The 23,802-nt window shown below is 72.6% G+C and carries 26 protein-coding genes; 18 read left to right on the forward strand and 8 right to left on the reverse strand.

The features are described 5' to 3' along the window. The first annotated feature begins 108 nt into the window (after positions 1 to 108). Positions 109 to 432 (forward strand): DUF5955 family protein, encoded by a 324-nt coding sequence (locus ACZ4VW_RS19445; protein ID WP_467963919.1) that lies wholly within the window; start codon positions 109 to 111, stop codon positions 430 to 432. 61 nt (positions 433 to 493) lie between these two features. On the opposite strand, the gene ACZ4VW_RS19450 is transcribed toward ACZ4VW_RS19445, so the two are convergent. Together ACZ4VW_RS19450 and ACZ4VW_RS19455 are read right to left on the reverse strand one after the other, a co-directional pair. Next, the gene (locus tag ACZ4VW_RS19450; protein ID WP_467963921.1) at positions 494 to 1,132 is read right to left on the reverse strand and encodes a response regulator; all 639 of its coding nucleotides are present in this window, start codon (positions 1,130 to 1,132) and stop codon (positions 494 to 496) included. Then, on the reverse strand, positions 1,129 to 2,301 hold the full coding sequence (locus ACZ4VW_RS19455) for a sensor histidine kinase (RefSeq protein ID WP_467963923.1): 1,173 nt from the start codon (positions 2,299 to 2,301) through the stop codon (positions 1,129 to 1,131). The genes ACZ4VW_RS19450 and ACZ4VW_RS19455 overlap by 4 nt, the downstream gene beginning before the upstream one ends. A gap of 112 nt (positions 2,302 to 2,413) precedes the next feature. Here ACZ4VW_RS19455 and ACZ4VW_RS19460 point away from each other — a divergent pair, with 112 nt between their 5' ends. Further along, positions 2,414 to 3,499 carry an ABC transporter permease gene (locus tag ACZ4VW_RS19460; protein WP_467963925.1) on the forward strand — a complete coding sequence of 362 codons (1,086 nt, stop codon included), beginning with the start codon at positions 2,414 to 2,416 and terminating at the stop codon, positions 3,497 to 3,499. Further along, positions 3,496 to 4,176, forward strand: a complete 681-nt coding sequence (locus ACZ4VW_RS19465; protein WP_467963927.1) for an ABC transporter ATP-binding protein — start codon at positions 3,496 to 3,498, stop codon at positions 4,174 to 4,176. The genes ACZ4VW_RS19460 and ACZ4VW_RS19465 overlap by 4 nt, the downstream gene beginning before the upstream one ends. A 133-nt stretch (positions 4,177 to 4,309) precedes the next feature. On the opposite strand, the gene ACZ4VW_RS19470 is transcribed toward ACZ4VW_RS19465, so the two are convergent. Next, positions 4,310 to 5,119, reverse strand: a complete 810-nt coding sequence (locus ACZ4VW_RS19470) for an IclR family transcriptional regulator (protein WP_467963929.1) — start codon at positions 5,117 to 5,119, stop codon at positions 4,310 to 4,312. Positions 5,120 to 5,453: 334 nt separating this feature from the next. On the opposite strand from ACZ4VW_RS19470, the gene allB reads away from it, so the two are divergent. Together allB and alc are read left to right on the forward strand one after the other, a co-directional pair. Beyond that, positions 5,454 to 6,788 carry an allantoinase AllB gene (gene allB / locus ACZ4VW_RS19475; RefSeq protein ID WP_467963931.1) on the forward strand — a complete coding sequence of 445 codons (1,335 nt, stop codon included), beginning with the start codon at positions 5,454 to 5,456 and terminating at the stop codon, positions 6,786 to 6,788. Position 6,789: 1 nt separating this feature from the next. Further along, entirely contained in the window at positions 6,790 to 7,905 is a 1,116-nt protein-coding gene (alc, locus tag ACZ4VW_RS19480) for an allantoicase (protein WP_467963933.1), read from the forward strand. Positions 7,906 to 8,010: 105 nt separating this feature from the next. On the opposite strand, the gene ACZ4VW_RS19485 is transcribed toward alc, so the two are convergent. Continuing rightward, positions 8,011 to 8,751: an SDR family NAD(P)-dependent oxidoreductase gene (locus tag ACZ4VW_RS19485; protein ID WP_467963935.1), complete on the reverse strand. Its 741-nt coding sequence runs from the start codon at positions 8,749 to 8,751 to the stop codon at positions 8,011 to 8,013. 170 nt (positions 8,752 to 8,921) lie between these two features. Between ACZ4VW_RS19485 and ACZ4VW_RS19490 the strand changes: the two genes are divergently transcribed. From ACZ4VW_RS19490 to ACZ4VW_RS19500, 3 genes are all read left to right on the forward strand, one after another. Beyond that, entirely contained in the window at positions 8,922 to 9,533 is a 612-nt protein-coding gene (locus tag ACZ4VW_RS19490; RefSeq protein WP_467963937.1) for a dihydrofolate reductase family protein, read from the forward strand. 102 nt (positions 9,534 to 9,635) lie between these two features. Then, positions 9,636 to 10,388, forward strand: coding sequence for a DMT family transporter (locus ACZ4VW_RS19495; protein ID WP_467963939.1), 753 nt, complete (start codon positions 9,636 to 9,638; stop codon positions 10,386 to 10,388). Between the two features lie 11 nt (positions 10,389 to 10,399). After that, positions 10,400 to 10,765 (forward strand): hypothetical protein, encoded by a 366-nt coding sequence (locus ACZ4VW_RS19500; protein ID WP_467963941.1) that lies wholly within the window; start codon positions 10,400 to 10,402, stop codon positions 10,763 to 10,765. A gap of 191 nt (positions 10,766 to 10,956) precedes the next feature. Here ACZ4VW_RS19500 and ACZ4VW_RS19505 read toward each other — a convergent pair whose 3' ends face one another. Further along, on the reverse strand, positions 10,957 to 11,991 hold the full coding sequence (locus ACZ4VW_RS19505) for a helix-turn-helix domain-containing protein (RefSeq protein ID WP_467963943.1): 1,035 nt from the start codon (positions 11,989 to 11,991) through the stop codon (positions 10,957 to 10,959). 109 nt (positions 11,992 to 12,100) lie between these two features. Between ACZ4VW_RS19505 and ACZ4VW_RS19510 the strand changes: the two genes are divergently transcribed. Both ACZ4VW_RS19510 and ACZ4VW_RS19515 read left to right on the forward strand, forming a co-directional pair. Beyond that, positions 12,101 to 12,997, forward strand: coding sequence for an alpha/beta hydrolase (locus ACZ4VW_RS19510; RefSeq protein WP_467963945.1), 897 nt, complete (start codon positions 12,101 to 12,103; stop codon positions 12,995 to 12,997). Positions 12,998 to 13,241: 244 nt separating this feature from the next. Continuing rightward, positions 13,242 to 14,321 (forward strand): serine hydrolase domain-containing protein, encoded by a 1,080-nt coding sequence (locus ACZ4VW_RS19515; RefSeq protein ID WP_467964321.1) that lies wholly within the window; start codon positions 13,242 to 13,244, stop codon positions 14,319 to 14,321. A gap of 90 nt (positions 14,322 to 14,411) precedes the next feature. Here ACZ4VW_RS19515 and ACZ4VW_RS19520 read toward each other — a convergent pair whose 3' ends face one another. Next, a complete protein-coding gene (locus tag ACZ4VW_RS19520) occupies positions 14,412 to 14,630 on the reverse strand; it encodes a hypothetical protein (protein WP_467963947.1) in 219 nt (72 codons plus the stop codon). 146 nt (positions 14,631 to 14,776) lie between these two features. On the opposite strand from ACZ4VW_RS19520, the gene ACZ4VW_RS19525 reads away from it, so the two are divergent. From ACZ4VW_RS19525 to ACZ4VW_RS19540, 4 genes are read left to right on the forward strand one after another with little or no spacing between them, the layout of a single operon-like run. Next, positions 14,777 to 15,994: a sensor histidine kinase gene (locus ACZ4VW_RS19525; protein WP_467963949.1), complete on the forward strand. Its 1,218-nt coding sequence runs from the start codon at positions 14,777 to 14,779 to the stop codon at positions 15,992 to 15,994. Continuing rightward, positions 15,991 to 16,659, forward strand: a complete 669-nt coding sequence (locus ACZ4VW_RS19530) for a response regulator (RefSeq protein ID WP_467963951.1) — start codon at positions 15,991 to 15,993, stop codon at positions 16,657 to 16,659. The genes ACZ4VW_RS19525 and ACZ4VW_RS19530 overlap by 4 nt, the downstream gene beginning before the upstream one ends. Before the next feature lie 56 nt (positions 16,660 to 16,715). Beyond that, positions 16,716 to 17,894: a cytochrome P450 family protein gene (locus ACZ4VW_RS19535; RefSeq protein ID WP_467963953.1), complete on the forward strand. Its 1,179-nt coding sequence runs from the start codon at positions 16,716 to 16,718 to the stop codon at positions 17,892 to 17,894. A 6-nt stretch (positions 17,895 to 17,900) separates the two neighbouring features. Further along, positions 17,901 to 18,398 carry a PaaI family thioesterase gene (locus tag ACZ4VW_RS19540; protein ID WP_467963955.1) on the forward strand — a complete coding sequence of 166 codons (498 nt, stop codon included), beginning with the start codon at positions 17,901 to 17,903 and terminating at the stop codon, positions 18,396 to 18,398. Between the two features lie 57 nt (positions 18,399 to 18,455). On the opposite strand, the gene ACZ4VW_RS19545 is transcribed toward ACZ4VW_RS19540, so the two are convergent. Both ACZ4VW_RS19545 and ACZ4VW_RS19550 read right to left on the reverse strand, forming a co-directional pair. Continuing rightward, complete coding sequence (locus tag ACZ4VW_RS19545; protein ID WP_467963957.1) at positions 18,456 to 18,887, reverse strand: DUF4383 domain-containing protein; 432 nt, start codon at positions 18,885 to 18,887, stop codon at positions 18,456 to 18,458. Between the two features lie 83 nt (positions 18,888 to 18,970). Next, the gene (locus ACZ4VW_RS19550) at positions 18,971 to 19,981 is read right to left on the reverse strand and encodes a Gfo/Idh/MocA family protein (protein ID WP_467963959.1); all 1,011 of its coding nucleotides are present in this window, start codon (positions 19,979 to 19,981) and stop codon (positions 18,971 to 18,973) included. A 141-nt stretch (positions 19,982 to 20,122) separates the two neighbouring features. On the opposite strand from ACZ4VW_RS19550, the gene ACZ4VW_RS19555 reads away from it, so the two are divergent. From ACZ4VW_RS19555 to ACZ4VW_RS19570, 4 genes are all read left to right on the forward strand, one after another. After that, positions 20,123 to 20,842, forward strand: a complete 720-nt coding sequence (locus ACZ4VW_RS19555; RefSeq protein WP_467964323.1) for a GntR family transcriptional regulator — start codon at positions 20,123 to 20,125, stop codon at positions 20,840 to 20,842. Positions 20,843 to 20,929: 87 nt separating this feature from the next. Continuing rightward, positions 20,930 to 21,949: a sugar ABC transporter substrate-binding protein gene (locus tag ACZ4VW_RS19560; RefSeq protein ID WP_467963961.1), complete on the forward strand. Its 1,020-nt coding sequence runs from the start codon at positions 20,930 to 20,932 to the stop codon at positions 21,947 to 21,949. Then, a complete protein-coding gene (locus ACZ4VW_RS19565) occupies positions 21,946 to 22,995 on the forward strand; it encodes an ABC transporter permease (RefSeq protein ID WP_467963963.1) in 1,050 nt (349 codons plus the stop codon). The genes ACZ4VW_RS19560 and ACZ4VW_RS19565 overlap by 4 nt, the downstream gene beginning before the upstream one ends. After that, positions 22,992 to 23,789: an ATP-binding cassette domain-containing protein gene (locus tag ACZ4VW_RS19570; RefSeq protein WP_467963965.1), complete on the forward strand. Its 798-nt coding sequence runs from the start codon at positions 22,992 to 22,994 to the stop codon at positions 23,787 to 23,789. Before ACZ4VW_RS19565 ends, ACZ4VW_RS19570 begins: the two co-directional genes overlap by 4 nt. Positions 23,790 to 23,802: the final 13 nt, after the last annotated feature.

Raw genomic sequence — 23,802 nt, forward strand, 5'->3', positions numbered from 1 at the left:
TGCCTGAATTACGTCCACGGAGTGGCGCCGCCGGCGCGCGATGGCGTTAACTTGCCCGCGACCCTGGGCGCCTGGACGACCGCACAGAGTCGTGAGAGGGGGAGAATCGTGTTGCGAAGCGTGGGGCAGAGGCGTGTGACGACCGGTGGCGGCGAGGACCCGAGGGTGGCGGAGCTGACCGCGGCCGTCTCCCGGCTCCGTCGCGAACTGGCGGTCCACCGGCCCGAGTTCGCCGACCGGGGGATCGCCGAGGACGAACTGGCCGCGCTGCACGCGATGGCCGTGAGCGGGATCCCCGAGGTGCGGCGGCTGCGCCGCTCCCTGCTGGTGATCGCCGGTGCGATCGGGTCCGTCAGCGCCCTCTCGAACGGTCTGGCGGGGGTCCGCCAGGCGGTCGAGCTCTTCGGGGAGCCGTCCCGCGAGGCACCCTGAACGGGGCGGGGCGGGGGCCCCGTTCCTCCACCTCCCGCGCGCCGAAGGGTGAGCGCCGCGCCTACCGCCGGATCAGACGGCGTGCCGTCGCCGTGGCCACCGCCGCCGTGCGCGAGTCGACACCCAGCTTCGCGAAGATGTGCACCAGGTGGGACTTCACCGTCGCCTGGCTGAGGAACAGCGCCTTGCTGATCTGCTGGTTGGACAGCCCCTCGCCCACCAGCCCCAGCACCTCCAGTTCCCGCTTCGTCAGCGCCTCCGCCGGGGTCCGCATCCGGTCCATCAGGCGGTGCGCCACCGCCGGGGCCAGCGCCGACTGCCCCGCCGCGGCCGTCCGGACCGCCGCCGCCAGCTCCTCCGGCGGCGCGTCCTTCAGCAGATAGCCCGAGGCGCCGGCCTCGACCGCCGCAAGGATGTCCGCGTCCGAGTCGTACGTGGTCAGGATCAGGACTTTCGGCCCGCCGGCCCGCGCGGTGATCGCCGCCGTGGCCTCCGAACCGTGCATCCCCGACCCGAACTGCAGGTCCATCAGCACCACGTCCACCCCGCCCCCGGCGGACAGCTCCCCGGCCAGCTCCACCGCCCGCTCGGCCGTCGCCGCCTCGCCGACCACGGCGAAATCCGGCTCCGTGTCCAGGACCGCGCGCAGCCCGGCCCGTACCACCGGATGGTCATCGGCCAGAAGAAGACGGATCGTCATGTCGGCACTCCGGAGGGTCCGGCGGGAAGGGGCAGGGCCACGGCGACGGCCGTGCCCTGATCGGGCGCGGACTCCACCGTGAAGGTGCCGCCCAGCGACTCCGCCCGCGAGCGCATCGCCGGCAGCCCGAACCCGCCCTCGGCGGAGGGCGCGAGCGGCGCCGGATCGAAGCCCTTGCCGTCGTCGACCACGTCCAGCGTCACCGAGGCGTCCATGAACGACAGCGTGATCTCCGCGCGCGCGGCCGAGGCGTGCCGCACCGTGTTCGCGAGCGCCGACTGCGCGATGCGCAGCAGCGCGACCTCGTACGGGGTCGGCAGCTCCACCGGCGTCCCGCTCACCGAGAACCGCACCCGCGGCCCCGCCTCCACCGGCTCGCACAGCCGCTCGAGCGCCGCCGCCAGCGAACCGTGTTCCAGGTCCGGTGGCGACAGGGCCCGTACGAACCGCCGGGCCTCCGCCAGGTTGTCCTGCGCCGCCCGCCGCGCCCGCTCGATGTGCACGGCGGCCGGCGCGCCCTCCGGCAGCGCCCGCTCGGCGGCCCGCAGCAGCAGCTGGATGGAGGAGAGGCCCTGCGCCAGCGTGTCGTGGATCTCCCGGGCCAGTCGCTCGCGCTCCGCGAGTGTGCCCGCGTGCCGCTCGGCGGCCGCCAGCTCGGCCCGGGTCGCGATCAGCTCCTCGACCATCCGCCGTCGTCGCTCGCTCTCCCGGTACAGCGCCTGATAGCCGAGCACCGTCGCCACCGCCACCGCCCCGCCGAGCAGCGGCCCGATGAAGACGCCGGGATTGAGCGGCGCGCCGTGCCGTACGTACGAGAGGATCGCCGCGGCCGCCGTCAGCCCGACCGCCGGCAGCGCCGCGCGCACGGGCAGCAGGTGCAGCTGGAGGAAGTACAGCGGGAACGCCACCCACAGCCCGTCGGGGGTGGCCCACAGCAGCGCCAGCCAGGACGCGCACAGCACGCCCAGCCAGAGCGCGGCGGCCCGCTGAGAGTCCCGTACGGCGGAAAGCGCCGAGCCGGCCGCGTACACCCCGCCCGTCACCACCGCGAGCGCGACCCCGGCCCAGGAGTCCGCCCGGAGCGCCGCGAGGGCCAGCAGGCCCGCCATCAGCAGATGCAGGCAGAGGCGCAGAGCGCGCAGGGCAGGGGTGAGGGAACGCGGGTCCATGATCCCTCAAGGGTAGGTCGTGGCATCCAATCCGGACTCAACCGAAAGTTTGACGGCGGAGCAATCCGTGGCGCGATGCCCCGGCCCGGCGTCCTTCGGAAAGCTTGGCCCCATGTTCGTGGCATGGAGAGACCTCAGATTCGCCAAGGGGCGGTTCACCCTGATGGGCACGGTGATCGTGCTCATCACACTGCTCGTCGGACTGCTGTCCGGGCTGACCTCCGGGCTGGCCCGCGAGAACATCTCGGCGATCACCGGACTGCCCGCGGACCGGCTGTCCTTCGCCGCCCCGCCGTCCGGCCGGTCCGTCTCCTTCACCAGCTCCACGGTCACGGAGGACGAGTGGCGGCGGTGGGCGGAGCGGCCGGGCGTCACGAGCGCGCAGCCGCTCGGCATCCGCACGCTCAACGCGGCCGCCGGGGACCGCACGGCGGCCGTCTCCGCCTTCGGTACCGAGCCGTCGGCCGGTCTCGCCCCCGAGAGCGGCCGGCTCGCGCCCGGCCGGATCGTCCTCTCCGAGTCCGCCGCCGAGGAACTCGGTGTCGAGGCGGGCGGGACCGTACGCCTCGGCCCCCTGGAGGCGACCGTCGCGGCTGTGGCGGGCGACGCCTCGTACAGCCACACGCCCGTCGCCTGGACCTCGCTCGACGACTGGCAGAAACTCGGGCACGACGGCACCACGCCCGAGGAGCAGGCGACCGTCATCGCGCTGCGCACCACCGGCGAGGCGGAGGTCGCCGCCGGCGACGAGGCCATCGGCACGCGGTCGCGGACCATCGAGGAATCCCTCACCGCCCTGGGGTCCTACCAGGCCGAGAACGGCTCGCTGCAGCTGATGCGCGGTTTCCTCTTCGTCATCTCCGCGCTCGTCATAGGCGCCTTCTTCACCGTCTGGACCATCCAGCGCAGTGGGGACGTGGCCGTCCTGAAGGCGCTCGGCGCCTCCACCCCGTACCTGCTGAAGGACGCGCTGGGTCAGGCGGTCCTGATGCTCGGCGCGGGCACGCTGCTCGGCACGGGCCTCGCGGTCGGCGCCGGGGCGCTGATCAGCGGCGGGGACGTGCCGTTCGTCCTCGAACCGCTGACCGTGCTCGGACCGGCCGCCGTGATGATCGTCCTCGGCGTCCTGGGCGCCGCCCTGTCCATCCGGCGGATCACCGCCGTCGACCCGCTGACCGCGCTCGGGAGCGCCCGATGAGCCTTGTCCTGGACGATGTGACGCTGACCTATCCGGACGGCGAGGGGCGTCTGACCGCCCTCGACGCGGTCTCCCTCGAGGTTCCGGCCGGTCGCCTCACGGCGGTCGTCGGACCCTCGGGCTCCGGCAAGTCGAGCCTGCTGGCGGTGGCAGCCACGCTGGTGACCCCGGACCGGGGGCGGGTCGTCGTGGCCGGTACGGAGACGGGGAAGCTGGATCCGGCGGGGCGGGCGGCGCTGCGGCGGAAGCGGATCGGGATCGTCTTCCAGCAGCCGAACCTGCTGCCGTCGCTGACGGCCGTGGAGCAGCTGCAGGTGATGGCCCACCTGTCCGGTGCCGGGCCGAAGGCGGTACGGGAACGGGCCCTGGGTCTCCTGGAGGCGGTGGGTCTCACTCGGCAGGCGGCGCGCCGTCCGCACCAGCTCTCGGGCGGTCAGCGTCAGCGCGTCAACATCGCGCGGGCCCTGATGAACGAGCCCTCCGTCCTCCTCGTCGACGAGCCGACCAGCGCGCTCGACCACGAGCGGGGCGCGGCGATCGTGGAGCTGCTGACGGGCCTGACGAGGGAGCGGGGCACGGCGACGGTCCTGGTGACCCACGACCGCACCCACCTGTCCCGCGCGGACACCACGGTCCAGGTCCGGGACGGCCGGCTGTTCGCCACGGTCGCGGCCTGACGGGTTGGCCCACGGGACGGTGCCCTCGCGGGGCCCTGGCTCCCCGGCGCGGGGTGCCGACGGGTGCGGCGCCGCCGTGGGTCGTGCCCACCCCTTCCGCCCCGCGGAACGGATGCCCACAACCTCCGGGAGGCTACGCGCCGCCGTTCCCCGTGGTGTTGGCCAGGGCCGTCGACAGTTCCTGGGCCACCTCCTGGAGGATCGGGACGATCTTCTCCGTCGCCGATTCCGTCACCCGGCCCGCCGGACCCGAGATCGAGATGGCCGCCGCCGTGGGGGAGTTCGGGACCGACACCGCGAGGCAGCGGACCCCTATCTCCTGCTCGTTGTCGTCGACCGCGTACCCCGCGTCCCGGACCACCGCGAGCGCGTCGAGGAAGCCCTCCGGCGTGGTGATCGTTTTCTCGGTCGCGGCCGGCATGCCCGTACGGGCGAGCAGCGCGCGTACCTCGTCCGCCGGGGTGTAGGCCAGCAGCGCCTTGCCCACGCCCGTGGAGTGCGGCAGCACCCGGCGGCCGACCTCGGTGAACATGCGCATCGAGTGCTTGGACGGCACCTGCGCGACGTACACGATCTCGTCGCCGTCGAGCAGCGCCATGTTCGCCGTCTCGCCCGTCTCCTCGACGAGCCGCGCGAGGTACGGGCGGGCCCAGGTGCCGAGCAGCCGGGCGGCCGACTCGCCCAGGCGGATCAGCCGGGGACCGAGGGCGTACCGGCGGTTGGGCTGCTGGCGTACGTAGCCGCAGGCCACGAGCGTGCGCATCAGCCGGTGGATGGTGGGCAGCGGAAGCCCGCTGCTGGCGGAGAGCTCGCTCAGCCCGACCTCGCCTCCGGCGTCGGCCATCCGCTCCAGGAGGTCGAAGGCACGCTCGAGGGACTGGACGCCACCGCTCGCGGCGGCGGGCTTGGCGGCGTCGGTGGTGCTGGCGCTGGACGTCGGCACGTCAAGGTCCTTTCGGGGCAGGCGGGCAAGGCAGCAGCCTACCGGGCGGTCCTGTCGGACACACGGTCCCGGTACCGGCGTACGGGCCGGTCAGGGGGGCGTTTGTCCGGTGTCGGCGGCTGCCCGGTGGCATCCGCCTCCACCCCGCATGTACGGAGCTACGTTCTACTGTACGAAATTTCCATTCCACTTCATGGAAACATCCAAGTCGAGCGGTGGCGACCCGGTGCGGCGGGGTCATGCTGAAAGTGTGCCCTTGACGACATGTCGTCCTGAGTGAAGACTCCTTCAACAGTTCGTTGAATTTCTGCTGGGTGAAAAAGAAGGGGTACGGGTGGACGTCAACCTGGTACTGCGCTCGACACGCGTCATCACCCCCGAGGGGACGCGCCCCGCGTCGATCGCCGTCGCCGGCGGGACCATCGCCGCGGTGCTGCCGTACGACGCCGAGGTGCCGGCGGGTGCGCGGCTGGAGGACGTCGGCGACGACGTCGTGCTCCCCGGGCTCGTCGACACCCACGTCCATGTGAACGACCCCGGCCGCACCGAGTGGGAGGGCTTCTGGACCGCCACCCGCGCGGCCGCCGCCGGTGGCATCACGACCCTCCTCGACATGCCGCTGAACTCGCTCCCGCCGACGACCACCGTCGAGCACCTGCGGATCAAGCAGGACGTCGCCCGCAGCAAGGCGCACATCGACGTCGGCTTCTGGGGCGGCGCGCTGCCCGACAACGTCAAGGACCTCCGCCCGCTGTACGACGCCGGTGTCTTCGGCTTCAAGTGCTTCCTGTCGCCCTCCGGCGTGGAGGAGTTCCCCGAGCTGGACCAGGAGCAGCTGGCGAACTCCCTCGCCGAGATCGCCGGCTTCGACGGCCTGATGATCGTGCACGCGGAGGACCCGCACCACCTCGCCGCCGCTCCCCAGCGGAAGGGCGAGAGGTACGCCGACTTCCTCGCCTCCCGGCCGCGCGACGCCGAGAACACCGCCATCGAGAACCTGATCAACCAGGCCCGCCGGCTGAACGCCCGCGTCCACGTGCTGCACCTGTCCTCCTCGGACGCGCTGCCGCTGATCGCCGCCGCCAAGGCCGAGGGCGTCAAGATCACGGTCGAGTCCTGCCCGCACTTCCTCACCCTCACGGCCGAGGAGGTCCCGGACGGCGCCACCGAGTTCAAGTGCTGTCCGCCGATCCGCGAGGCGTCCAACCAGGACGCCCTGTGGGAGGGGCTCGCCGACGGGACGATCGACTGCATCGTCTCCGACCACTCGCCCTCCACCGCCGACCTCAAGACCCCCGACTTCCTCTCCGCCTGGGGCGGCATCTCCTCCCTCCAGCTCGGCCTGCCCGCCATCTGGACCGAGGCGCGCCGCCGCGGCCGTGATCTGGAGGACGTCGCCCGCTGGATGTCCGAGGCCCCGGCCCGCCTCGCGGGGCTGTCGCGGAAGGGCGCGATCGAGGCCGGCCGGGACGCCGACTTCGCGGTCCTCGACCCAGAGGCGACCTTCACCGTCGACCCCGCCGAGCTCCATCACCGCAACCGGATCACCGCGTACGCGGGCAAGACCCTGCACGGCGTCGTGAAGTCCACCTGGCTGCGCGGTGAGCGCATCGCCGACCACGGCACCCTGGCCGAGCCCTCCGGCCGCCTCCTCGAAAGGAACAACTGACGTGTCCGCCATACCCAGCTTCACCGGTGACGCCAGCCCCTACGGCGGTGGCGACCCGTACGCGGACTACCGCACGGCCGACTTCCCCTTCACGCAGTACGCGGACCTCGCCGACCGCCGTCTCGGCGCCGGGGTGATCGCCGCCAACGACGAGTTCTTCGCCGAGCGCGAGAACATGCTCAAGCCCGAGCCGGCGGAGTTCGACCCCGAGCACTTCGGCCACAAGGGCAAGATCATGGACGGCTGGGAGACCCGCCGCCGCCGTGGCGTCTCCGCCCAGCAGCCGCACCCCACCGAGGACGACCACGACTGGGCGCTCGTACGCCTCGGTGCCCCCGGCGTCGTACGCGGCATCGTGATCGACACCGCGCACTTCCGCGGCAACTACCCGCAGGCCGTCTCCGTCGAGGCCACCTCCGTCGCCGGCTCGCCCTCCCCCGAGGAGCTGCTCGCCGACGACGTGAAGTGGACGACCCTCGTCCCGCGCACCGCCATCGGCGGCCACGCCGCCAACGGCTTCGCCGTCGACGTCGAGCAGCGCTACACGCACCTGCGCGTCAACCAGCACCCGGACGGCGGCATCGCGCGGCTCCGCGTGTACGGAGAGGTCGCCCCGGACCCGAAGTGGCTCGGTGCGCTCGGCACCTTCGACCTCGCCGCGCTCGAGAACGGCGGCCAGGTCGAGGACGCCTCCGACCGCTTCTACTCCCCGGCGACCAACACCATCCAGCCGGGCCGCTCCCGCAAGATGGACGACGGCTGGGAGACCCGCCGGCGCCGCGACAAGGGCAACGACTGGATCCGCTACAGCCTGGCCGCCGAGTCAGAGATCCGCGCGGTCGAGATCGACACCGCGTACCTGAAGGGCAACAGCGCCGGCTGGGCCGCGCTGTCCGTGGCGGCCGAGGGCTCGGAAGACTGGAACGAGATCCTGCCCCGGACCCGCCTCCAGCCCGACACCAACCACCGCTTCGTGCTCGACGCGCCGGTGATCGGCTCCCGCGTACGGATCGACATCTACCCCGACGGCGGCATCTCCCGCCTCCGCCTCTTCGGCTCCCTGACCGAGGAGGGATCGGCGCGGCTGACGGCCCGCCACCAGGAGCTGGGCGGGTAACGACACCCCGCCCAAGCCCGCGAGGGCGCACCGGCCCGACAGCACCGGTGCGCCCTCGCGGCCCCCTCTTCTCTCAGGCCCGGTCCGGGCGCCCGCCTGCCGGCGTCACGCCGCGTGGCCGCCGTCCACCGAGAACTCGGCACCCGTCACGTAGGCCGCGTCCGGACCCGCCAGGAACGCCACCATCGAGGCGACCTCGTCCGCGGTGCCGAAGCGGCCCAGGGCGGTCATGTCCGCCTGCCCCCGCGCGTACGGACCGTCCGCCGGGTTCATGTCGGTGTCGATCGGCCCCGGATGGACGATGTTGGCGGTGATGCCGCGCCCGCCCAGTTCCCGCGCGAGCGCCTTCGTCAGGCCGATGAGCGCCGACTTGCTCGTCGTGTAGAGCGTGCCGCCCGGCCCCGGCACCCGGGCCGTCATGCAGGTGCCGATCATGACGATCCGCCCTCCCCGGTCCATGCGGGCCGCCGCCGCCTGGGCCGCCAGGAAGGCCGCCCGGACGTTGACCGCGAGGACGCGGTCCACCTCCGCGAGGGTCAGCGACTCCAGCGGACCGAGCACCCCGAGCCCCGCGTTGTTGACCAGTGCGTCGAGCCGCCCGAGCGCGTCCGCCGCCCACTCCACCGCACCCGCCGCGTCCCCGGCGTCCGCCGCGTCGGCGCGCAGGGGGAGCGCCTTGCGTCCGAGCGCCTCGATCCGCGCGGCGACCTCCTTCGCACGCTCCTCCCCGTCGACGTACGTGAAGGCCACGTCCGCGCCCTCCCGGGCCAGACGCAGGGCCGTCGCCGCGCCGATCCCGCGGCTGCCGCCGGTGACCAGAACCGCCGTGCCGTTCATCGTGGACATCCCGAACCTCCTGAAACGTGCCGTGTGGTTGCGAGTTCAATGAAAGTCGGCGCGGGGAGCGGGCGCTGGCGGCAATCGGACACCGATGACTTTCGCCGGGCGGTGGAGTCGGAGCCGGTGAGACACGATGGACCGGGGGACACCCGGCCCGAACCGAAAGGCACCGCGCCATGGGCAAGCTCAGCCTCACCCAGTTCGTCACCCTCGACGGCGTCTACCAGGCACCCGGCGGTCCCGACGAGGACCGCAGCGGCGGATTCGAGCACGGCGGATGGTCCGTGCCGTACGGCGACGAGGACTTCGGCGCCTTCGTCGACGAGGTCTTCGCCCGGCCCGCCGCCTTCCTCCTGGGCCGCCGCACGTACGAGATCTTCGCCGGCTTCTGGCCGAAGCGGACCGACCCCGCCGACCCGGTCGCCTCGAAGCTCAACGCCCTGCCGAAGTACGTCGCCTCGACCACGCTGACGTCGGCCGACTGGTCCGGCACGACCGTCCTCGGCGGCGATCTCGTGCGGGAGGTCACGGCGCTGAAGGAGCGCACCGACGGCGAGGTGCAGATGCACGGCAGCGGCCGCCTCGCCCAGTCCCTGCTGGCGCACGACCTCATCGACACCCTCCACCTGCTGGTCTTCCCCGTCGTGCTCGGCACGGGCATGCGGCTCTTCACCGACGGCGCACGGCCCACCGCCTTCCGGCACACCGGCGCCAGGACGACCGGGGCGGGCGTCGCCATCCACACGTACGAGCTGGCGGGCCGCCCCGAGTACGGGAGCTACGCGTAGCGAAACATGTAGCCACCACCTGCTTCTCCCGGTACGGTGATCGTCCCGCGTGCGAGCCACTGAAGTCTCCACCCCGTCCGACGAGTTGGAGCAGGCCCCGCGATGACGTCGATTGCCGCTTCCGTCCCCTTTCGCGCCCGGCGCCGCGCCTGGCTCACCGACCTTCCGGTGCTCCTGGTCGCCGTCGTCTGGGGGGCCAGTTATCTCGCGGCCAAGGGCATCACCACCACCCACACGGTCGTGGCCGTCCTGGTCCTGCGGTTCGCCGTCGTGCTGCCCGCCCTCGTCGTCGCCGGCCGGCGGGGGCTGCGGGCGCTGAACGCCGCCCAGTGGCGGGGCGCCGGCCTCCTCGGTCTGATCCTCAGCGGCATCTTCCTCCTGGAGACGTACGGCGTCGTCCACACCTCCGCCACCAACGCGGGCCTGATCATCAGCCTGACCATGATCTTCACGCCGCTCGCCGAGGCCGCCGTCACCCGGACCGTCCCCTCCCGCGCCTTCCTGGCCGCCGCCGGGCTCTCGGTGGGCGGCGTGGTGCTGCTGACCCAGGGCGGCGGCTTCACCACCCCGTCCCCCTGGTCCGTGGCGCTCGGCTTCGGACCGCGCGAATGGGCCGGACTGATCTTCCTCTCCGTCTTCTGCACGCTCTTCGCCTTCTTCGTGCAGATGTGGGCCGTCCGCCGCACCTCGCCGTCCCGAGTCAGCCTCCTCCTCGGCACCGAACCGCTGTGGGCCGCGGCCGCCGGCATCGCGATCGCCGGGGACCGCCTCGGCGTGCTCGGCATCGCGGGCGTGGCGCTGGTCCTCGCGGGCACGACATGGGGCCGCCGCGCCGCCGACGGGGGCGACCGATAGGTTCTTGCCCCATGCGTTCCCTCTCGTACGACATAGAATTCCGCGCCCGCGCACGGCGCACCCAGGGATGGGGGCTCGGTCTGCTGGCCGTCGCCGGTCTCATGTGGATCATGCTCGGGGTGGGCATCTTCCTGCCGTACACCACCTCGGACGGCCGTGACGAGGACGACTGCAAGGCCCGCTGGACCAGCGAGAACCTGCACGACGACGACAGCGCGTGCGTGGACGAACGCGACTGGCCCGAACTCCTCGCCCTCCTCGGCGGCTCGGTGCCCGTCGCCGTCGTCGGCGCCGTCCTCTACACCAGCGGTTCGGTCTCCCACCGCATGGCGGAGCACCTCGCCGAGGTCACCCGCCTCAACGAGGCGCGCGCGTAGGGCGTGTTGCGAAAGGAACGCCGTCCGCCCGTAGGGCCGGGCGGGACTTTCGCACCACTCCCTGGGACCGGAGTCGTCCGACGGGCCGGTGGCGGCGAGCACCCCCGGCCACGGGGCTCTCGCCTCCCGGGGCGCCGTGCAAGCGCCGACCCGGCCGGGTCGGCGCTGTGCCGATGGCTCTCCCGCCCTGCTCAGTCGTGGAGCAACCGCCATGCGGTGAGGGCGATCCTGGCCCGCGCCAGGCCGGTGGGCGCCGTGATTTCGATGCCCAGGGTCCTTCCGATCTGGTCGAGCCGGCGGGCGATGCTGCTGTGGTGCAGATGGAGAAGGTCGGCGGCCCGGCGCTGGGAGCCGGTGGCACAGTAGGCGTCCAGGGTCTCCAGGTCCTCCGGGCTGCCGGCGAGCCGGGCGAGGGCGGCCACGTCGGCGTTGTCCCGTACGGCCTCCCTCGGTATCTCGGCCAGGAGCGCCAGCGCGCCCAGGTCGCCGTGGCGCAGGACGGGTTCGCGCGGGGTGGTGAAGCGGAGGGCGGTCCGGGCCTGCCGCCAGGACACATCCGGTCCGGCAGCGGCGCCGATGCCCGCGCGCACGCCCTCCGGGAACCGGGCCCGGTCGAAGGCGGGGGCCAGGAGGACGCCCACACCGGCGAGCGGCGCCGCCTTGACCGGCCGGGCCGGGCAGACCAGGCCGCCGATCCGGTCGAGCGGGAGCCGCGAGCGCACGGCGGCGACATGGACCGGCACCTCGGCGGCGAACCCCAGGAGCCGCAGCGCCCGGGCCCTGGCCGCCTCGTCGCTCTCGGGGCTGATCACCAGTTCCACGAGGGCCGGGTCGGCCATCGTGGTGGGGGCGGGACCGTACCGTTCGACGGCCGTCGCGACGGCGAGGGCGAGCCGGTCGAGCAGGACGTCGTCGAGTGCGCCGGGCGGACCCGGGCGTTCCAGCCACACCGTGCCGATCTCCTCCCCGTCGAGGGTGATCGGCGCCGTGCTGGACGCGGGTGCCGGCGGAGAGGCCGCCTCCGTGCCGTGCGGTGAGACACGGGTCGCCCGCCCCGCGCCGTGGAGCCGTATCCCCACGACGCACTCCGCCAGACCGGCCGAGGCCCGGGCGAGCGCCGGAAGATCCACGCGCCGGCGCATCAACGTGTCGTAGAACATCACGACACGGATCGCGCCGTCGACGTACGGATCCAGTCCCGACAGCCGTACGGCCAGTGCCTCCATGACACGAAGCATAGAAGGACAACGGCGCGCCGACCGGTGCGTGTTCGGGCCCGGACGCGCGACGGATGGCGGATGACCGGCCGGGGCGGTCACCCCCAGGATGATCGTCATGGATCCCGAACTCGAAGCCTTCGTCCCGCTGTTCCCCCGACTTCCCGTCGACGACCCGGTCGCCGGGCGCACGACGTACGCCCAGCTGGCCGCCGCGCGGCCGGCACCGGACACCTCCGGCATGGAGATCGAGGACCGCACCGTGCCCGGCGATCCGGACGTGCCGGTGCGGATCTACCGCCCGGCCGGGGCGCGGGGAGCCGTCGTCTGGCTGCACGGCGGTGGATTCGTCATGGGTGACGTGGACACCGAGCACCCATGGGCCACCCGCCTCGCCCAGGACACCGGCGCCGTGGTGATCTCGGTGAGCTACCGGCTGGCCCCCGAGCACCCGTTCCCGGCGGCCCTGGACGACGCCTACGCCGTGCTGACCTGGACGGCCGGGCACGCGGCCGAACTAGGGGTCGACCCCGGGCGGATCGCGGTCGGCGGCCACAGCGCCGGCGCGGGACTCTCGGCGGCGCTGGCACTGCGGTCCCGTGACGAGCAGGGACCCCCGATCTGCTTCCAGCTGCTCAACGAGGCCGAGATCGACGACCGCCAGGAGACCTGGTCGGCGCGGAACTTCACCGACACGCCCTGGTCGAACCGCGACGTCGTCACCGCCTCCTGGCGGCACTACCTGGGCTCCGCGCCCGCCACGCCGTACGCCGCCCCGGCCCGGGCCGCCGACCTGTCCGGCCTGCCCCCCGCCTACATCGCCACCGCCGAGTTCGACCCCAACCGCGACGAGGACATCACCTACGCGGTGCGGCTGCTGCAGGCGGGCGTGCCGGTCGAGCTGCACCAGTGGCCCGGGACCTTCCACGGTTCGCAGGCGATCATGTCCGCCGACATCTCCCAGCGGCAGATGGCCGCGCTCGAAGCCGCTCTGCGCCGGGCTCTGGCCGCGTGAGCGTCCCGCTCACCTCCCCGACTCCCTCCGACGACCCGTCGTCGACCAGGAAAGGACGCCTGTCATGAAGATCCGCTGGATGTTGTGTGCCGGCATGGCCGCGCTGAGCGTGGGCGGCGGCACGGTCGCGGCCGCCCCCGTGCCGCCGCCCGCGCCTCCCGAGACCCGGACCGCGCCGGCCGGCGCCCCGAGCGCCGGGACCGGCTCCGCGCGAGGCCTCGACCCCGCCGAACTGGGGTCCCTCATGGACGGGGTCCACCGCGCGGGGATGCCCGGGGTGTGGGCCGAGGTGCGCGACGACGGCCGGACCTGGCGCGGTGCCTCCGGGGTCGCCGACGTGACCACCGGCCGCCCTGTCAGGCCCGACCTGCGGCACCGCGTCGGCAGCGTCACCAAGACCTTCACCGCCGCCGCCGTCATGCAGCAGGTCGAGCGGGGCCGGATCCGGCTCGACGCACCGATCGGTGACCACCTGCCGCAGCTCGTGCCGGGCGAACGCGGCAGGAGGATCACGGTACGGATGCTGCTCAACAACACCAGCGGCATCCCCGACTACATCCCCTACGCCTTCCCCTCGCTCCAGGGGTTCCCCTCCCTGCCGGACATCTCGGCCGACAGCCTGGACGCCAACCGGTTCAGGCAGTTCACTCCGGTCGAGCTGATCGAGATGGGGCTGGCCGCGCCCCCCGCCGGCGAACCCGGCGCTTCCCCAGGGGTCTACTCCAACACCAACTACCTGCTCCTCGGCCGGCTCCTGGAGCAGGTGACCGGCACCACGGCGGAGGAGTACATCACCCGGAACGTCATCGAGCGCGCCGGCCTCCGGCACACCGCCTTCCCGACCGGCCCGCGCATCAAGGGGCCGCACTCGCGGATGTACGAGGCGCTGTGGGGCGTGCTCGACCCGCCTCGCGACTACAGCGTCTACGACATGTCCTGGACGGGGACGGGCGCCGCACTGGTGTCGACCATGGCCGACCTCAACCGCTTCTACGGCGAGTTGCTCGGCGGCAGGATCGTCAGCCGGTCGTCGCTGGCGCAGATGCGGAAGACGGTGCCGGTCATCGCCCTGGACGGATCGACGATCCAGTACGGCCTCGGCCTGCACCGGGTCGACATCCCCGGCTGCGGCACCTTCTGGGGCCACGACGGCACCGTCTGGGGGGCCTGGACGTTGTCCCTGACCCGGGACGACGGCGGGCGGCAGATGTCCGTCGCGATCAACCTGATGCGGTGGAGCGCGCCGGACGCGTCGGGGAAGGAGCGCCCCCACCCCATCGACGACGCGCTGTCGAAACTGCGGGAGCACGCGATGTGCGGCTGACGACCGGGCCACGGGCCGCAGACCCGCGCCGAGAAGCGGCCGGCACCCACGACGCCGTGGGCGCCGGCCGGACCGGCCCTCAGCCCGGGGCTACGCCTTCACCCGGTCCGAGGCGATCATGAGGACGAGGCCCAGCACCGCGATCACGATGTTCGCGAACAGTTCGCGGCCCTCCAGGAACCAGACGTTCTCCGTCAGGAAACGGGTGAGACCCATCAGGTCGAACCAGCCGTCCGTCAGCTCGCGGATCACCCCACAGACGCCCACCACCATGGTCAGAAAGCCGACAACTTCCAGGAATCGCTTCATGGGACGAGCCTGATCCCTCCCGGACGGAGCTCGCGTCGGCCGGGGGGACACCACCGGTGCTACCGAAGTCTCGGACCGTGCGACTTTGGTAGCCGGCCGCCGTTTCCGACCGCCCGCACGCCCCCGACGTGCGTACGTTGGTGCGTATGACACGTACGGACCGCCACGCCTGGCTGCTGCCCTCGGCCCTGGCAGACCCCCCGGCCGGCGGCCCCCCGGACCGCGGGCCGCGGCGCACCGTACGCGACTGGGCCGTCGACACCACCCTGTTCCTCTGCGCCGTGCTCTTCGGACTGGTCGCGGCCGACACCACCGAACAGTTCAACAGCGACACCGTCGCCCTCGCCGATCAGATCGCCGGAGCCGCTGCCTGCTGCGCCCTCTGGCTGCGCCGCCGGTGGCCCGTCGGGCTCGTGGTCGCGCTCGCCCTCGCCGGCGTGGTCGCGCCCCTCACCGGCGGCGCCTTCCTCGTCAGCCTGTTCAGCGTCGCCGTCCGGCGGCCCTTCCGCGAGGTCGCCTGGATCGGGGCGCTCGCCGCCGCCTGCACCACCGCCCAGGTCTTCGTACGCCCGGACCCCACCACCGGCACACCCCTCGGGATCGCCATCGGCGTCATCCTGGTCCTGCTGATGACCGCCTGGGGCATGCTCGTACGCTCCCGGCGCCAGCTCGTCGAAGCCCTGCGCGAACGCGCCCGGCGCGCCGAGGCCGAGGCCGAGCTGCGTGCCGAGCAGGCCCAGCGCCTCGCCCGGGAGGCCATCGCCCGCGAGATGCACGACGTCCTCGCCCACCGGCTCACCCTGCTCAGCGTGCACGCCGGGGCTCTGGAGTTCCGGCCCGACGCCCCGCCCGAGCAGGTCGCCCGCGCCGCCGGAGTCATCCGGGACAGCGCCCACGAGGCGCTGCAGGACCTCCGCCAGATCATCGGCGTGCTGCGCGCACCCGGCGAAGGCGCGGAGGGCGACCGGCCGCAGCCCACCCTCGCCACCCTCGACGCGCTGGTCGACGAGTCCCGCGAGGCCGGTACGAAGGTCGTCCTCGACTCCGCCATCGACGACCCGGACACGGTCCCCGCCGCCACCGGCCGCACCGTCTACCGCATCGCCCAGGAGGGCCTCACCAACGCCCGTAAGCACGCCCCGGGCACCGAGGTCACCCTCACGGTGCGCGGCCGTCCCGGCGACGGTCTGACGGTCGGGATCCACAACCCGGCCCCCACCGGTCCGGTCCCACACGTCCCCGGCTCCGGTCAGGGCCTCATCGGCCTCACCGAGCGCGCCACCCTCGCCGGCGGGCGCCTGGACCACGGCCCGACCCCCGACGGCGGATTCGCCCTGCGCGCCTGGCTACCGTGGCCCTCATGACCATCCGGCTGCTCATCGTCGACGACGACCCCCTGGTCCGCGCGGGCCTCACCCTCATGCTCGGCGGCGCCGACGGCATCGAGATCGTGGGCGAGGGCGCCGACGGCCGCGACGTCCCCGAACTCACGGCCCGCCTCGCCCCGGACGTCGTGCTCATGGACATCCGGATGCCCCATGTCGACGGCCTCACGGCCACCGAACTCCTGCGGGCCCGTCCCGACGCCCCCGAGGTCGTCGTCCTCACCACCTTCCACGCCGACGAACAGGTCCTGCGCGCCCTGCGCGCGGGCGCGGCCGGATTCGTCCTGAAGGACACCCCGCCGGCCGAGATCGTGACCGCCGTGCGCCGTGTCGCGGCCGGTGACCCCGTGCTGTCCCCGGCCGTCACCCGCCAGCTGATGAGCCATGTCGCGGGGCGCCCGGAGCAGCCGCGGAGCACGACCGCCGCGAGCCGGCTCGCCGAACTCGCCCAGCGCGAACGCGAGGTCGCCGTCGCGGTCGGCCGAGGGCAGTCCAACGCCGAGATCGCCGCCGCCCTCTACATGAGCGTGCCGACCGTCAAGACCCATGTCTCGCGGATCCTCGCCAAGCTCGGCCTCAACAACCGCGTCCAGGTCGCGCTTCTCGTCCACGACGCCGGCCTCCTCGACGACGAGCCGGCCTGAGCGGCTTCCGGCCGATCAGCCCGGCGAGATCGGCACGACCGGCCTAGGGTGGAGCGATGTCCGTCATCGAACTGGGGGAGTGGGGCGCGGACTTCACCGCGAATCCCTATCCCTATTACGCGAAGCTCCGTGAGAGTGGCCCCGTCCACCGCGTCCGTATGCCGGACGGCTGGGAGTTCTGGCTGGTCGTCGGCCACGAGGAGGGGCGGGCGGCGCTCGCCGACCCGCGCCTGGTGAAGTCGCCCTCCGTGGTCGGCTTCGTCCCGCTCGACGAGGAGATCATCGGCCCGAACCTGCTCGCCGTGGACCCACCCGACCACACCCGGCTGCGCAAGCTCGTCACCCGGGAGTTCACCGGACGGCGCGTGGAGGCCCTGCGCCCCCGCATCCAGGAGCTCGCCGACGAACTCGCCGACGCCATGGCCCCGGCGGGCCGCGCCGATCTCGTGGACGCCTTCGCGTTCCCGCTGCCGATCACCGTCATCTGCGAGCTCCTCGGGGTTCCGGCGGCCGACCGGGACTCCTTCCGCCGTTGGTCGAACGAGCTGGTCGCCCCGACCGACGGCACGCTCGCGCGGGACGTCGTCGAGGGCTTCGGCGCCTATCTCGACGCGCTCATCGAGGACAAGCGGGCCTCCCGGCCCACCGACGACCTGCTGTCCGCCCTGATCACCACCCGCGCCGAGGACGGCGACATGCTGTCCCTGCCCGAACTGCGGGGGATGGCCTATCTGCTGCTCGTCGCGGGGCACGAGACCACCGTCGGGCTGATCACCAACACGATCCGTGCCCTGTTCGCCCACCCGGACCAACTCGCCGCGCTGAGAGCCGACTCCGGCCTGATCGACGGGGCGATCGAGGAGGGGCTGCGCTACGACGGACCGGTGGAGAACACCACCTTCCGGGTGGCCAAGGAACCCACCGTGATCGGGGACACCCCCATCCCGGCCCACTCGGCCGTCTTCGTCTCCCTCGCGGGCGGCGACCGCGACCCGAAGCGCTTCCCCGAACCGGACCGCTTCGACATCCGCCGCGAGCCGCGCGGTCACCTGGCCTTCGGACACGGCATCCACTACTGCCTCGGTGCGCCGCTCGCCCGCCTCGAGGGCACCATCGCCCTCCGGACGCTCCTGGAGCGCTTCCCGAGGCTGGAGCTCGACCCCGAGGGCGCTCCCTGGGAATGGATGCCCGGCCTGCTCGTACGCGGCGTACGCCGCCTTCCCGTCAGATGGTGACCTTCGATGCCCGATTCGTCGTACGACCCCGGCGCCGCCCACGCTCCCGCCCCCGTCGGCCCGGCCCCCGACTCCGACCCCCGCCTCGACCTCGCACGCAAGGTGCTGGACGCCCAGCCGTTCAGCCGCCTCGTCGGCGCCCGGATCACCGCCTTCGGTGACGGCGGCGCCACCCTGGAGGTGGACCTCCGCGAGGAGCTCCGCCAGCAGAACGGCTTCGCGCACGGCGGCGTGCTGTCGTACGCCGCCGACAACGCGATCACCTTCGCGGCCGGCACCGCGCTGGGCCCCGCCGTCCTCACCGCCGGCTTCTCCATCCAGTACATCCGCCCCGCTCAGGGCCGCACGCTCGTCGCCCGGGCGAGCGTGGTCCACGCGGGGCGGCGGCAGGCCGTGGTCCGTTGCGACCTGCTCACCGTCGACGGCGCGGACGGCGCGGACGGCGAGTGCCGCGAGACCCTGTGCGCGGTGGCCCAGGGCACGGTCCTGTCGGCGGGCGCCTGACGTCCCCTGCGGGTGAGGGCCTGTCTCCTGGACCCGGCCCGGTCCAGGAGTCAGGCTCTAGCGGACCACGCGCCTCCTCCGCGAGCCGAGCAGCGCGCCGAGGATCACCATGGCCGCGCCCAGGGCGAGGTGGAGCCAGTTGTCCGCGGTGTTGACGGGGATGAAGTTGGCGTCGCTGTCCAGGTCGATGATCAGTCCGTAGACCCACAGAGCGAGATAGACGACACCGCCGCCGATCAGGAACGCCCGGGCTCCCGCGGCGGTGCGGGCCATGAGGATGCCCGCCACTCCGAACGCGAGGTGGACGAGGTTGTGCAGGATCGACACCTGGAACACACCCAGGAGCTCGGCCCCGGAGTGGTGCTCGGCGAACTCCATGGCGTCGTAGTTCGTCGTGACGCCCGGAATGAACCCGAGGATCCCCACCAGGAGAAAGACCGCTCCCACCAACATCGCCGCCTGCTGCACCATGGTGCGGTTCACGGCCATGACGATCGCCTCCTCGACACGCACGTCGGTCCGCGGCGCGACTACCCGGTCCGCGCCGGTTCAGCCGCCGTTCGGCCGCCCGTTCAAGCGGGTGCCGAGGGAATCTCGGCCAGCGCGACCGGGCGGCGCTCGCGCCGCGACCGTTCGCACGCCTCGGCGATCCGCAGCGCCTCCAGGGCCTCGCGGCCGTCGCACGGGTTGGGCGCCTCGCCCCGGACCAGCCGGACGAACGCGTCCAGCTCGGCCTCGTAGGCCGGGGCGAACCGCTCAAGGAAGCCCGGCCACGGCTTGACCGGGGCGGCCGGCCCGGACGGCTCCACCGAGGTCAGCGGGGTCCGGTCGTCCAGGCCGACGGCGATCTGGTCCCGCTCGCCCGCCAGCTCCATCCGTACGTCGTAACCGGCCCCGTTGCAGCGGGTCGCCGTCGCCGTCGCGAGCGTGCCGTCGTCCAGGGTGAGCACCGCCGCCGCCGTGTCCACGTCCCCCGCCTCGCGGAACATCGCCGGGCCGGCGTTCGAGCCGGTGGCGTACACCTCGACGACCTCGCGCCCGGTCACCCAGCGCAGGATGTCGACGTCGTGCACCAGGCAGTCCCGGAAGAGCCCGCCGGAGAGCGGCAGGTACGCGGCGGGCGGCGGGGCCGGGTCCGAGGTGGCCGCCCGTACGGTGTGCAGGCGTCCGAGCCGGCCCGTCCGCACGGCCTCGCGCGCGGCGGCGTACCCCGCGTCGAAGCGCCGCATGAAGCCCAGCTGGAGTTCCGTGCCCGCCGACTCGACGGCCCGCAGCGCGCCCAGCGTGCCTGGCACGTCCAGGGCGATCGGCTTCTCGCAGAAGGCCGGCAGTCCCGCTTCCGCCGCGCGGCCGATCAGCTCGGCGTGGGCGGCGGTGGCGGAGGCGATGACCACCGCGTCGAGGGCGTGGCCGAGGAGGGCGTCGACCGTGGGCGCCGTGCCGGCCCCGATCGCCCCGGCGACCCGTGCCGCGCGGGCGCCGTCCACGTCGGTCACGACGAGTGACTCCACCTCCGGATGGCGGGCGAGCACGCCCGCGTGGAAGGCCCCGATACGTCCCGTTCCGATCAGTCCGATGCGCATGGCCCCCAAGGTGGTGCCGAGCGGACCCGCTGTCAAGGATTTGTCAGGACAATCGGACTTCACCACTTCCTGTCATCTTCTCCTCGGGCTACGCTCCCGTCCGTGTCCAAGCCGTCGTCCGCCTCGCTCCCGCCCCTCGCCGTGGACCGCACCAGCCCGGTTCCCCTCTACTACCAGCTCGCCCAGCAGCTGGAAGCGGCCATCGAGAAGGGGGCCCTGACCCCCGGCAGCCTGCTCGGCAACGAGATCGACCTCGCCACCCGCCTGGGCCTGTCCCGGCCCACCGTCCGCCAGGCCATCCAGTCGCTGGTCGACAAGGGTCTCCTGGTCCGCCGGCGCGGCGTCGGCACCCAGGTCGTGCACAGCCAGGTCAGGCGCCCCCTGGAGCTGAGCAGTCTCTACGACGACCTGGAGGCGGCCGGCCAGCGCCCCACCACCCGGGTCCTGGCCGACCGCGTCGAGCCCGCCACCGCCCGGATCGCGGCCGCCCTCGGCGTACCGGAGGGCAGTGACGTGCGGTACGTGGAAAGGCTGCGGTCCGCGCACGACGAGCCGATGGCGTACCTGCGCAACCACCTGCCGGCCGGGCTCCTCGACCTCGACACCGGGCGGCTCGGGGCCACCGGCCTCTACCGCCTGCTGCGCGGCGCCGGTATCACTCTGCACAGCGCCCGTCAGACCGTCGGCGCCCGGGCCGCCACGGCGGCCGAGGCGGAACTGCTCGCCGAGAAGGAGGGAGCCCCGCTGCTCACGATGGAGCGCACCACCTTCGACGACACCGGGCGTGCCGTCGAGTTCGGATCGCACCTCTACCGCGCCTCGCGGTACTCCTTCGAATTCCAGCTTCTGGTGCGTCCGTAGCCGTACATCCGCCCCGCGAAGAACCGCGCGACCCCCATGACCGATACTGCAATGCACGCAGAAGGACACAAAGGAGGGCACGGCCTCGTGACCAGGCTTCGGACAGGAGGGGTACGGGCCGCAGTCGGCGCCGTGCTCGCGGTGGCGCTCACCGCCGCACTCGCGGGGTGCAGCAGCACCGGCGGGAAGCGCGCGGAGGACGCCCGCAAGGCGGCCGCGGCCCAGGGGAAGGCAGCCGTGAACACCCCCCGGTGGACCTTCGCCATGGTGACCCACTCGGGAGACGGCGACACCTTCTGGGACATCGTCCAGAACGGCGCCGAACAGGCCGCCGTCAAGGACAACATCAACTTCCTCTACGCCCACAGCGACGAGGCGCAGCAGCAGGCCCAGCTCATCGACTCGTACATCGCCAAGGACGTCGACGGCCTCATCGTCACCCTCGCCAAGCCCGACGCGATGAGGACCGCCGTCGAGAAGGCCGTCAAGGCCGGCATCCCGGTGATCACCGTCAACTCCGGCTCCGAGCAGTCCAAGGCCTTCGGCGCGCTCACCCACATCGGCCAGGACGAGGCCGTCGCGGGCGAGGCGGTCGGCGAGGAGCTCGAGAAGCGCGGGAAGAAGAAGGCCCTGTGCGTCCTGCACGAACAGGGCAACGTCGGCCACGAGCAGCGCTGCGCGGGCGCCAGGAAGACGTTCGGCGGCGATCTGCAGAACCTGTACGTCGACGGCACCAACATGCCCGACGTCACGGCCTCCATCGAGGCCAAGCTCCAGTCCGACCCCGCCATCGACGCCGTCGTCACCCTCGGCGCGCCCTTCGCCGACGCCGCCGTGCAGGCGACCAGGACGGCGGGCTCCCGGGCCGAGGTCGACACCTTCGACCTCAACGCCAAGGTGGCCGCGGCGCTCGGCGCCGGCACCCTCGGCTTCGCCGTGGACCAGCAGCCCTACCTCCAGGGCTACGAGGCCGTCGACCTGCTCTGGCTGTACAAGTACAACGCCGACGTCCTCGGCGGCGGCAAGCCGGTCCTCACCGGCCCCCAGATCATCACCAAGGACGACGCCGCCGCGCTGAAGGGCTACACGGAGCGGGGGACCCGATGAGCCCGACCGCACCGGCGGAGCTCGACCACGTCGACGAGCGGCTGCTGCGCACCTCCCCGCTGAAGAAGCTCCTGGCCCGCCCCGAGCTCGGCTCGGTCGTCGGCGCCGCCGCCGTCTTCGTCTTCTTCTCGCTGGTCGCCGACGGCTTCCTGCGCGCCTCCAGCCTCGGCACGGTCTTCTACGCGGCCTCCACGATCGGCATCATGGCGGTGCCCGTCGCGCTGCTGATGATCGGCGGGGAGTTCGACCTCTCCGCCGGCGTGCTGGTCACCACCTCGGCGCTGATCTCTTCGATGATCAGCTACCAGCTGACCGCCAACGTCTGGGTCGGCGTCGGCGTCTCGCTGCTCGTCACCCTCGCGATCGGCGCCTTCAACGGCTTCATGCTCACCCGCACCAAGCTGCCGAGCTTCATCATCACCCTCGGCACCTTCCTGATGCTGACGGGCCTGAACCTCGGCTTCACCAAGCTGATCAGCGGCACCGTCTCCACCAAGTCGATCGCCGACATGGAGGGCTTCCCCTCCGCGCGGAAGCTCTTCGCCTCCCAGCTGACCCTCGGCGGCGTCGACCTCAAGGTCACCATCCTGTGGTGGATCGGCCTGGTCGCGCTCGCCACGTGGATCCTGCTGCGCACCCGCTTCGGCAACTGGATCTTCGCCGTCGGCGGCGGCGCCGACGCGGCCCGCGCGGTGGGTGTCCCGGTCTTCAGGACCAGGATCGGCCTGTACATGGGCGTGGCCTTCTGCGCCTGGATCTCCGGCCAGCACCTGCTCTTCTCCTTCGACGTGGTGCAGTCCGGCGAGGGCGTCGGCAACGAGCTGATCTACATCATCGCGGCGGTGATCGGCGGCTGCCTGATCACCGGCGGATACGGCTCCGCCATCGGCTCGGCGGTCGGCGCGTTCATCTTCGGCATGACCAGCAAGGGCATCGTGTACGCCGAGTGGAACCCGGACTGGTTCAAGTTCTTCCTGGGAGCGATGCTCCTCCTGGCGACCCTGCTGAACGCCTGGATCCGACGGCGTGTGGAGGCGACCAAATGACGGCCCAGGCTCTCGTCGAACTCGACGACGTCAGCAAGTACTACGGCAACGTCCGCGCCCTCGAAGGGGTCTCCCTTGAGGTCCACGCGGGGGAGATCACCTGTGTCCTCGGTGACAACGGCGCCGGAAAGTCCACCCTCATCAAGATCATCGCCGGGCTGCACCCGCACGACGCGGGCGGCTTCCGCATCGAGGGCGAGGACGTCTCCCTGGCCGGCCCGCGCGAGGCCCTGGACCGCGGCATCGCCACCGTCTACCAGGACCTGGCCGTCGTCCCCCTGATGCCGGTCTGGCGGAACTTCTTCCTCGGCTCCGAGCCCACCAAGGGCAAGGGCCCCTTCAAGCGCCTCGACGTCGAGCTGATGCGGCAGACCACCCGCACCCAGCTGCTGCGCATGGGCATCGACCTGCGCGACGTCGACCAGCCCATCGGCACCCTCTCCGGCGGCGAACGCCAGTGCGTGGCCATCGCCCGCGCCGTCCACTTCGGCGCCCGGGTCCTCGTCCTCGACGAGCCGACCGCCGCACTCGGCGTCAAGCAGTCTGGAGTGGTCCTGAAGTATGTGGCCGCGGCCCGTGACCAGGGCCTCGGAGTGGTCCTCGTCACCCACAACCCGCATCACGCCTATCTCGTCGGCGACCGCTTCGTCCTGCTCAAGCGCGGCGTCATGTTGGTCAGCCACACCAAGTCCGGCCCGGACGCCGTCACTCTGGACGAGCTCACCCGGCAGATGGCGGGCGGCAGCGAGCTGGAGGATCTGCGCCACGAGCTGGAGCGTCCGACCCCGTCGTAACCCTTCCCCGACA

The organism is Streptomyces sp. NPDC029139 (assembly GCF_055564335.1).

Coding starts and splice junctions, on each gene's coding strand:
- ACZ4VW_RS19450 (WP_467963921.1), bottom strand. CDS start 1,132: ATGACGATCCGTCTTCTTCTGGCCGATGACCATCCGGTGGTACGGGCC.
- ACZ4VW_RS19455 (WP_467963923.1), bottom strand. CDS start 2,301: ATGGACCCGCGTTCCCTCACCCCTGCCCTGCGCGCTCTGCGCCTCTGC.
- ACZ4VW_RS19460 (WP_467963925.1), top strand. CDS start 2,414: ATGTTCGTGGCATGGAGAGACCTCAGATTCGCCAAGGGGCGGTTCACC.
- ACZ4VW_RS19465 (WP_467963927.1), top strand. CDS start 3,496: ATGAGCCTTGTCCTGGACGATGTGACGCTGACCTATCCGGACGGCGAG.
- ACZ4VW_RS19485 (WP_467963935.1), bottom strand. CDS start 8,751: ATGTCCACGATGAACGGCACGGCGGTTCTGGTCACCGGCGGCAGCCGC.
- ACZ4VW_RS19490 (WP_467963937.1), top strand. CDS start 8,922: ATGGGCAAGCTCAGCCTCACCCAGTTCGTCACCCTCGACGGCGTCTAC.
- ACZ4VW_RS19495 (WP_467963939.1), top strand. CDS start 9,636: ATGACGTCGATTGCCGCTTCCGTCCCCTTTCGCGCCCGGCGCCGCGCC.
- ACZ4VW_RS19500 (WP_467963941.1), top strand. CDS start 10,400: ATGCGTTCCCTCTCGTACGACATAGAATTCCGCGCCCGCGCACGGCGC.
- ACZ4VW_RS19505 (WP_467963943.1), bottom strand. CDS start 11,991: ATGGAGGCACTGGCCGTACGGCTGTCGGGACTGGATCCGTACGTCGAC.
- ACZ4VW_RS19510 (WP_467963945.1), top strand. CDS start 12,101: ATGGATCCCGAACTCGAAGCCTTCGTCCCGCTGTTCCCCCGACTTCCC.
- ACZ4VW_RS19515 (WP_467964321.1), top strand. CDS start 13,242: ATGGACGGGGTCCACCGCGCGGGGATGCCCGGGGTGTGGGCCGAGGTG.
- ACZ4VW_RS19520 (WP_467963947.1), bottom strand. CDS start 14,630: ATGAAGCGATTCCTGGAAGTTGTCGGCTTTCTGACCATGGTGGTGGGC.
- ACZ4VW_RS19525 (WP_467963949.1), top strand. CDS start 14,777: ATGACACGTACGGACCGCCACGCCTGGCTGCTGCCCTCGGCCCTGGCA.
- ACZ4VW_RS19530 (WP_467963951.1), top strand. CDS start 15,991: ATGACCATCCGGCTGCTCATCGTCGACGACGACCCCCTGGTCCGCGCG.
- ACZ4VW_RS19535 (WP_467963953.1), top strand. CDS start 16,716: ATGTCCGTCATCGAACTGGGGGAGTGGGGCGCGGACTTCACCGCGAAT.
- ACZ4VW_RS19540 (WP_467963955.1), top strand. CDS start 17,901: ATGCCCGATTCGTCGTACGACCCCGGCGCCGCCCACGCTCCCGCCCCC.
- ACZ4VW_RS19545 (WP_467963957.1), bottom strand. CDS start 18,887: ATGGCCGTGAACCGCACCATGGTGCAGCAGGCGGCGATGTTGGTGGGA.
- ACZ4VW_RS19550 (WP_467963959.1), bottom strand. CDS start 19,981: ATGCGCATCGGACTGATCGGAACGGGACGTATCGGGGCCTTCCACGCG.
- ACZ4VW_RS19565 (WP_467963963.1), top strand. CDS start 21,946: ATGAGCCCGACCGCACCGGCGGAGCTCGACCACGTCGACGAGCGGCTG.
- ACZ4VW_RS19570 (WP_467963965.1), top strand. CDS start 22,992: ATGACGGCCCAGGCTCTCGTCGAACTCGACGACGTCAGCAAGTACTAC.